5 protein-coding genes and 1 other annotated feature are annotated in these 7,686 nt (G+C 51.7%); all 5 genes read right to left on the bottom strand.

The features are described from left to right. Positions 1-1,343: 23S rRNA (uracil(1939)-C(5))-methyltransferase RlmD (rlmD, locus tag PHF27_RS12140; protein WP_300070434.1), on the bottom strand; the 1,343-nt coding region annotated here is incomplete at its 3' end. Positions 1,344-1,353: 10 nt separating this feature from the next. Then, positions 1,354-3,789, bottom strand: a complete 2,436-nt coding sequence (locus tag PHF27_RS12135; RefSeq protein WP_300070431.1) for an ATP-binding protein — start codon at positions 3,787-3,789, stop codon at positions 1,354-1,356. A 126-nt stretch (positions 3,790-3,915) separates the two neighbouring features. Continuing rightward, positions 3,916-4,929, bottom strand: coding sequence for a 3-deoxy-7-phosphoheptulonate synthase (aroF, locus tag PHF27_RS12130; protein WP_300070429.1), 1,014 nt, complete (start codon positions 4,927-4,929; stop codon positions 3,916-3,918). A 194-nt stretch (positions 4,930-5,123) separates the two neighbouring features. Next, positions 5,124-5,331: a binding site (T-box leader), on the bottom strand. A gap of 475 nt (positions 5,332-5,806) precedes the next feature. Beyond that, positions 5,807-7,246: an Asp-tRNA(Asn)/Glu-tRNA(Gln) amidotransferase subunit GatB gene (gene gatB / locus PHF27_RS12125; RefSeq protein WP_300070428.1), complete on the bottom strand. Its 1,440-nt coding sequence runs from the start codon at positions 7,244-7,246 to the stop codon at positions 5,807-5,809. After that, the coding region (locus PHF27_RS12120; RefSeq protein ID WP_300070425.1) for an amidase at positions 7,246-7,686 on the bottom strand (441 nt) is incomplete at its 5' end. The genes PHF27_RS12120 and gatB, both read right to left, overlap by 1 nt.

Genomic DNA, 7,686 nt, shown 5'->3' with positions numbered 1-7,686 from the left:
CACTCGACGTGATGCGTCATTGGGAACAAATCCACCGGCTGTACTTCCCGCACCGCGTAGCCCAGTTCCGCCAAAATAGCGGCATCCCTGGCCAAGGAGGCCGGGTTACAGGATACGTAAACGATGCGGTCTGGACGCATAGTTACTGCCGCTTCCAGGACTGAGCGATCGCAGCCAGCCCGAGGCGGGTCAAGAACGACTACGTCCACCTTTTGGCCTTTGGCTGCCAGTTCCGGCATCCAAACGGCCGCATCGGCGGTTACAAAGCTGGCTTTATCTTGCAGCTCGTTGCGCTCGGCGTTTTTCTTAGCGTCTTCGATCGCAGGCGCGACCACGTCAACGCCGTAGACTTTAGCCGCCTGGCGCGCCAAAAGCAGTGTGATGGAGCCAGCGCCGCAGTAGGCGTCTACTACGGTTTCACTCCCTGTTAAGGCGGCATACGTCAGCGCCTGGCGGCAGAGCACTTGCGCTTGCAAGGTATTTACCTGAAAAAAAGACAACGGAGAAATGCGGAAGGTCAGTCCGTCCAGCGTTTCTTCAATATACTCGCTGCCCCATAGTCTTTTCGATACCGGACCCATTACCACATTGGTGCGGCGGTTGTTGATATTTTGCATCAATGACGTCAACTGCGGCAAACGCTGGCGCAGCTTGGCAATGACTTCCGTCTTGCGCGGCAGGGTTGGCGTCGCCGTAACCAAGGCCACCATAAGTTCGCCGGTATTCACGCCAGTACGGGCCAAAACATGACGCACAGAGCCCTGGCCGGTTTTCTCATCATATAAAGGAATCGACAATTCCGCCAGCACTTGGCGCACGGCGGCGGCGGCTTCATTATTCCGCTCTTGCTGAATCAAGCAGTCTTCCGTATGAACCACCCGATGCGTCCCAGGCGCAAAACAGCCAATCTGCACTTCTCCTTTGGCTCCGCGCGCTACGGGCAGCAGCAGCTTGTTCCGATACCGCCAAGGATCTTCCATGCCCAGTACCGCGTGCACCGGCACATCACTAAGACCGCCGATGCGTTGCAGCGCCGCTTGCACTTGAGCCCGTTTTTCCGTCAGCTGCCCCTCATAGGACAGATGCTGCAGTTGACAGCCGCCGCAGGCGGCATATACCGGACAAGGCGGCTTCACACGCTCCGGAGCCTGCTGGAGTACTTCCAGCAGGCTCCCTTTGGCATACTGTTTTTTCACTATGTCTACACGGCAGCGCACGGCCTCTCCCGGCAGCGCGCCTTCTACAAATACGGTAAACCCTTCGATTCGGCCCACGCCTTCACCGCTATGGCCCAAACCGGAAATAGCAATTTCTCTTATTTCTCCCTGACTTACAGGTGCCATCCAACATTCCTCATTCTTCGCTTTTATCGCCGTTTTTCTTGCCGTCCCCGTCTTTTCCAAGGCTCAGCAGAATATCATTATACTCTTTGAGTTTCGCACTGACAAGAGCGTGCACCGTTCCTTCCGGATAAGCTCCGTCTTCTTGCTCTTCGCCAGCGGGCGTTCCGGTTAATAGCTCAATGCCTTCATCAATCGTGCGCACCGGATAGATATGGAACATTCCTTGCCGTACGGCCTCGACCACTTCGTCATCCAACGTCAGTTCATCCACATTTTGATGCGGAATCATGACGCCCTGGTCTCCTGTGAGGCCTTTGATCTTGCAGACGGCGAAGAAGCCTTCTATTTTTTGCGTCACCCCGCCAATGGGCTGCACTTCCCCTTTTTGGTTGACCGAACCGGTGACGGCAATGGATTGTTTAATAGGCAAACCAGAAAGGCTGGAAAGCAAAGCATACAGCTCCGTACTGGAGGCGCTGTCTCCGTCGACGCCGCTGTACTGCTGCTCAAAAGTCAGGCTGGCCGTCAAGGACAGCGGCTGCTTTTGCGCATACCTAGCGCCTAGATAGCTGGAAAGAATGAGCACGCCTTTACTATGGCTGCTGCCGCTCATTTTGATTTCCCGTTCCACATTGACAATACCGCTGCGCCCTAAATAGGTATTGGCGGTAATGCGTGAAGGCTTACCGAACATATACTCACCGATACCCAGCACCGCTAAGCCGTTCACCTGACCGACCACTTCGCCGCTGACATCAATAAGAAACTTACCTTCTGCAAACATTTCCTTCAATTTTTCTTCGTACTTATTGGCTCTGTGACGTTTTTCATCAATGGCCTGGCGGATGTGTTCCACGCGTACCAGCTTGCTTTCATCCAGGGCCGCCCAAATATCCGCCTCGCACAGCAGTTCCACCAGCTCGTTAAAGCGAGTAGTCAGCTTTTTCTGGCTTCCTGCTAAGCGGCAGGAATACTCGACCACTTTCGATACCGCCTTACGGTCAAAATGACGCAGTTTTTCCTTTTCCACCGTGGTTTTGACGAAATTAGCCAGTTTGCGCAAATTGATCGAGTCATTCGTCATTTCCACGTCAAAATCGGCATGAACCTTAAAGAGCTTGCGAAAATCTTCATCATAGGCGTACAAAAGCTGATAAATCTGAGCGCTGCCGATAAGCACGACCTTTACGCTGATCGGAACCGGCCGAGGTTTCAACGAAGACATGGCCAGCATGCCATATTGCTCTCCCAAATTTTCAATCTGCAGGCAGCCTGTTTTCAGGACGCGCTTTAAGGCTTCCCAAGCGCCGATATTCATCAGGACATCCTTGACGTTTAGAATCAGATAGCCTCCGTTAGCCCGATGCAACGCGCCGGCCTTGATCATGGTAAAATCCGTACTGGCTACGCCCATGCGGGCTTCATATTCTACGCGCCCTACAAGATTATAGAAGGTAGGATTGGTTTCCACCAATACCGGAGCGCCGTCCAAATCGTGGTTATCCACCAGCACATTGACGGCATAGCGATCTTTAACGCCATCTTGCTGCGGTTTCTTAAAGAGCATCAGAGGATTGTTCTGCTCCTCTTCCGATGCCGGACGGAAGTCATGAATATGTTTAACAACGTCGTTTTTTACCGCTTCCAGATAGGTGGTAAGCTGATCATAGTCCTGGTATTTTTCTTTGAGCGCTTCAATCAAATGCCCTGCCGCATACAAGCCGATTTTAGAGTCCAGCTCTTTGACCTCTTCACGGATGCTTTTCTCCAGATGCTGCATTTCCCGGACCACTTCGGTCGCCCGTTCATGCATCATCAGCATTTTTTCTTCAATGGCTTCGCGCTCTTCTTTTTCAAGCTTTTGGTATTCCTCCGGCGTCAGCGGTTTACCTTCAATGGTAGGTACACCGACAAAACCGGTTGTGCTCCACTGCGGCAAAATACCATTGGCTTCGGCCATTTCATTGAACCGTTCGACAATTTCCGCCCGCTTGACTTGATAGCTTTTAATCAGCGTGGCTTTGGCCCGTTCGTATTCTTCGCCGCTGAAAGCTTTAGGGATATCGGTTTTTAGATCATCCACCAATTCCCGCATATCCTGCTTAAAAATACGCCCCATGCCCGCCGGCAGCATCATCGCCAACGGCTGGCTGGAAGAATCAAAATTATTCACATAGCACCAGTCGACAGGAACTGCTTCTTTGGAAGCCACTTCCTGCACCGCCGACTTGGCGTACGTAATTTTTCCGGTCCCAGTCAGGCCGGATAAGAACAAGTTATATCCGTGGCTGGAGGTAGCCAAGCCAAAACGCACGGCTCGTACGGCTCGTTCTTGGCCTATCATGACTTCCAGCGGCGGTATATTCTCCGTTGTTTCAAAAGCAAACAGACAATCATCACAATGAAAACGCAATTTTTCCAGCGGCAATTCTTGGATCTGTGCCATGCTGCATAACCTCCTTCGATGTTCCGAACATTCTGTCTTGCCACTGTATTCGACTCAAAAAAATAGAAATCCTTCTCGATACCAAAAACAAAGGAGCCGCTGAATTAAATCAGCAGCTCCTTGCTATTACATAGCGCTTTCTTCTAAGGCAGACAGCCGTTGCAATTGCCCCATCAGGCGGTCAAAGCGCTCCGGTTTCAAAGACTGCGCGCCATCGCAGCGCGCTCGCTCCGGCTCATTGTGAACTTCAATCATCAGACCGTCCGCTCCGACAGCCACCGCCGCTTTGGAGAGCGCTTCCACCATCCACCACATACCAGCGGCATGGCTAGGATCCACCACCACCGGCAGATGGCTCAAATGCTTGACTGCCAGCACAGCGCTCAAGTCCAAGGTATTACGCGTATAGGTCTCAAAGGTACGAATGCCTCGTTCACAAAGAATGACCTGCTCATTACCGCCCGCCATAATGTATTCTGCCGACATCAGCCATTCTTCAATGGTAGAGGACAGACCGCGCTTGAGCAGCACCGGCGTATTTACTTCCCCTACGGCTTTTAACAATTCATAGTTTTGCATGTTACGGGTGCCGATTTGGATCACATCGACATCGTCGACGAAACGGTCCAATTGGTCTGTAGAAACCAGCTCGCTCACAATAGGCAAGCCCGTTGCTTTCCGAGCCAGCTTCAGCAGCTCCAGACCTTCTTCCTGCATTCCCTGGAAGCTATACGGTGACGATCTGGGTTTATAGGCGCCGCCTCTCAGGAAGGTCGCGCCGGAAGCTTGCACTTGTTTGGCAATGCCGACGATCTGTTCCTCGCTTTCCACCGAACAAGGTCCGGCAATCACTGCGAGCCCGCCGCCGCCAATACGACTGTTGCCTACCCGAATCGCCGTATCCAACGGATGGAACAGTCGGTTTGCTTTCTTATAAGGATCTTGAACCGCCAATACCTTTTCTACGCAGCGGAAGGACATGACCTGTTCCCGATCCACCTTATGGGTTTCGCCGACAAGCCCTAAAATATCTTGAAATGCGCCTTTTGTCGGCCACACTTCGCAGCCTGCTTCCTGCAGCACCTCGCGCAACACCGCTACCTCTTCTTCTTTAGCCCCGGGCGTCAATACAATAACCATCTTTGTTTCCTCCTTTTTAAAAATCGATTGTCACTGCAGAACACAGGGACGAAAAAAGCCGCTCCCAAAATTCAGGAGCGACTCGCGCGGTACCACCCTGTTTGGCTGCTGACAAACAAAAAAGGATGCTACTCCGGGACGAGCTTGCGCTCGCGGTACCACCCCTTCTGGCTTGCAAATAAAAAAGAAGCAGTAACCGGGACGAGCTTGCGCTCGTGGTACCACCCTTATTGACAACAGCCCACTTAAATCCCTTAACGCGGGAACTCGGCCAAGCCTACTCGCTATTCTTTCAGCCCGCTGCTCCGGAATGAACTTCACCTTTCCGCCCCGTCGGATTTTCACCAGCCATCCGCTCTCTGCACAGTTGAGAAAAGTTACTCTTTCCTTCTTCGCATTTCTATTTTTTAATTGTTTTTAGTATACATCGCGCCATAAACGAAGTCAAGTGTAAATTTTAAAATTACATTTTCGTTTTCAACGAAAGTAAAAACATGTATTTTGTTAATCAATTGTTAAGCACGGAACACAGATGAAAATGGTGAACGCAACTCAGAGTAACAACTTCCGAACTTTTTCATCGCACCGGAGAGATTGCCGCGTCGCTGCGCTCCTCGCAATGACACGCTAAGCCAGCTATCCTCTACCAGACAAAACCACTGCTGCTAACCAGCTTTTGTCTTTGCGTGCGAAACGAAGTAATCTCCTCGTGCATTTTTCATATTTTCTCTCTGTTGTGCCCTCCATCTACTCACTCTACTCTTGTTCAAAAACCGTCCCCAGCAGCCCTCCTGCGTGCCCTCAAGTTCTCCCTAGACTCTTGTTCAAATTAAAAAAGCTGTGCGAGAAGTACTCCCGCACAGCTTGGCTTATAAACTTATTGTAGCTTCTGCTTTAGCATTTCGTTGACCATGCCGGGGTTGGCGCGTCCTTTAGACTGCTTCATAACCTGACCTACCAAGAAGCCCAAAGCGTTTTGCTTACCAGCCTTGAAGTCAGCTACCGGCTGAGGATTAGCGGCAATCACCGCTTCCACAATAGCGTCTACTGCACCGGTATCGGAAATCTGCACTAGGCCTTTTTCCTTCACGATGGTTTCCGCGTCTTTGCCGCTTTCCCACATGAACTGGAAGACGTCCTTAGCGATTTTACCGGAGATGGTTCCCTTGTCCAGCAGTTGAATCAAACCCGCCAACGCGACCGGATTGACCGGAGCGGTTGCCACAGTGAACTCGGAGCTATTCAAATGCTTGGCAAATTCGCCCATAACCCAGTTCGCCGCTACTTTAGCATCGGCTTTCGCGGCTACGAGGGCATCGTAGTAGTCAGCCAGCGCTCGGCTAGAGGTAAGAATGGATGCATCATAAGCCGGAAGGCCATGGTCGTCCATCAAACGCTGCCGCCGTGCATCAGGCAGTTCCGGCAAGGTAGCGCGAATGGCTTCGATCTTTTCCGGGGCAATGACGATCGGCACCAGATCCGGCTCCGGGAAATACCGGTAGTCATGAGCCTGCTCCTTGCTGCGCATGGAAAGAGTCATGCCCTTAGCGTCATCCCAAGTACGGGTTTCTTGAATAATGCGGCCGCCGTCGTCAATGACGTCGATATGGCGAGCCACTTCATATTCTAGACCGCGCTGCACAGCCTTGAAGGAATTGAGGTTTTTAATCTCCGTCTTCGTACCCAATTCCTTAGCGCCCACCGGACGAATGGAAATGTTGGCATCGCAGCGCAGACTGCCCTCTTCCATTTTGCAGTCGGAAACATCCAAGTATTCCAGAATGGTTTTAATTTTTTCCAGATACGCTTTAGCTTCCGCCGGAGAAGAAATATCCGGTTCCGACACGATTTCAATCAACGGCACGCCGGTACGATTGTAATCGACAAGAGCCGAATCCGAGCTGGTAATGGTACTGCCGGAATGCACCAGTTTACCTGCGTCTTCTTCCATATGAATCCGAGTAATGCCGATGCGTTTGGTCTCGCCTTCCACCTCAACGTCCAGATGCCCCATCCCAACGATGGGCAAATCGTACTGCGAAGTTTGGAAGTTTTTCGGCAAATCCGGATAGTAGTAGTTTTTACGGTCAAACTTGCTAAAAGATGCAATGCTGCAATTCAGCGCCAAACCCGCTTTAATAGCGTATTCCACTACTTTTTCATTGATGACCGGCAGCACGCCAGGCAAGCCAAGGCACACCGGACAAACATTGGTATTTTGACCACAGCCGAACTCGGTGCTGCAGCCGCAGAAAATCTTGGACTTGGTCTTGAGCTCCACATGGATTTCCAGACCAATAACTGTTTCGTATTTCATCACTTACCCTCCCCGAGCGGCGCCAGGCGCTTGTGATAATCATGGCTTTGTTCAAAGGTATAGGCCACACGCAGCAGCGTTTCTTCCGCCAGGGGCTTACCGATAAACTGCAAGCCCACAGGCATGCCCTGAGCAAAGCCGCAGGGAACGGAAATACCGGGAACGCCAGCCAAGTTCACGGGGATGGTGCAGACGTCCTGCAAGTACATAGAGAGCGGATCGCCGCTCTTTTCACCAATTTTGAAGGCCGTCGTCGGCGCAGTAGGCGTCACCAGGACGTCTACTTTTTCAAAAGCCTTGTCAAAGTCTTGCTTGACCAGGGTACGAACTTTGAGCGCTTTCAGATAGTAGGCGTCGTAATAACCGGAGCTTAGGGCATAGGTGCCCAGCATAATGCGGCGTTTTACTTCCGCCCCGAAAGCCTCGCTGCGGGTCTTCTT

It is taken from the genome of Anaeromusa sp. (genome assembly GCF_028691475.1).
Taxonomy (GTDB): domain Bacteria; phylum Bacillota; class Negativicutes; order Anaeromusales; family Anaeromusaceae; genus Anaeromusa.
The sequence above is the reverse complement of the archived record's forward strand: the minus strand, read 5'-3'. Positions and strand labels throughout refer to the sequence as shown.

Bases quoted from the DNA above. Each gene is read 5' to 3' on its own strand.
- PHF27_RS12135 (WP_300070431.1), bottom strand. From the start codon at position 3,789: ATGGCACAGATCCAAGAATTGCCGCTGGAAAAATTGCGTTTTCATTGT.
- aroF (WP_300070429.1), bottom strand. From the start codon at position 4,929: ATGGTTATTGTATTGACGCCCGGGGCTAAAGAAGAAGAGGTAGCGGTG.
- gatB (WP_300070428.1), bottom strand. From the start codon at position 7,246: ATGAAATACGAAACAGTTATTGGTCTGGAAATCCATGTGGAGCTCAAG.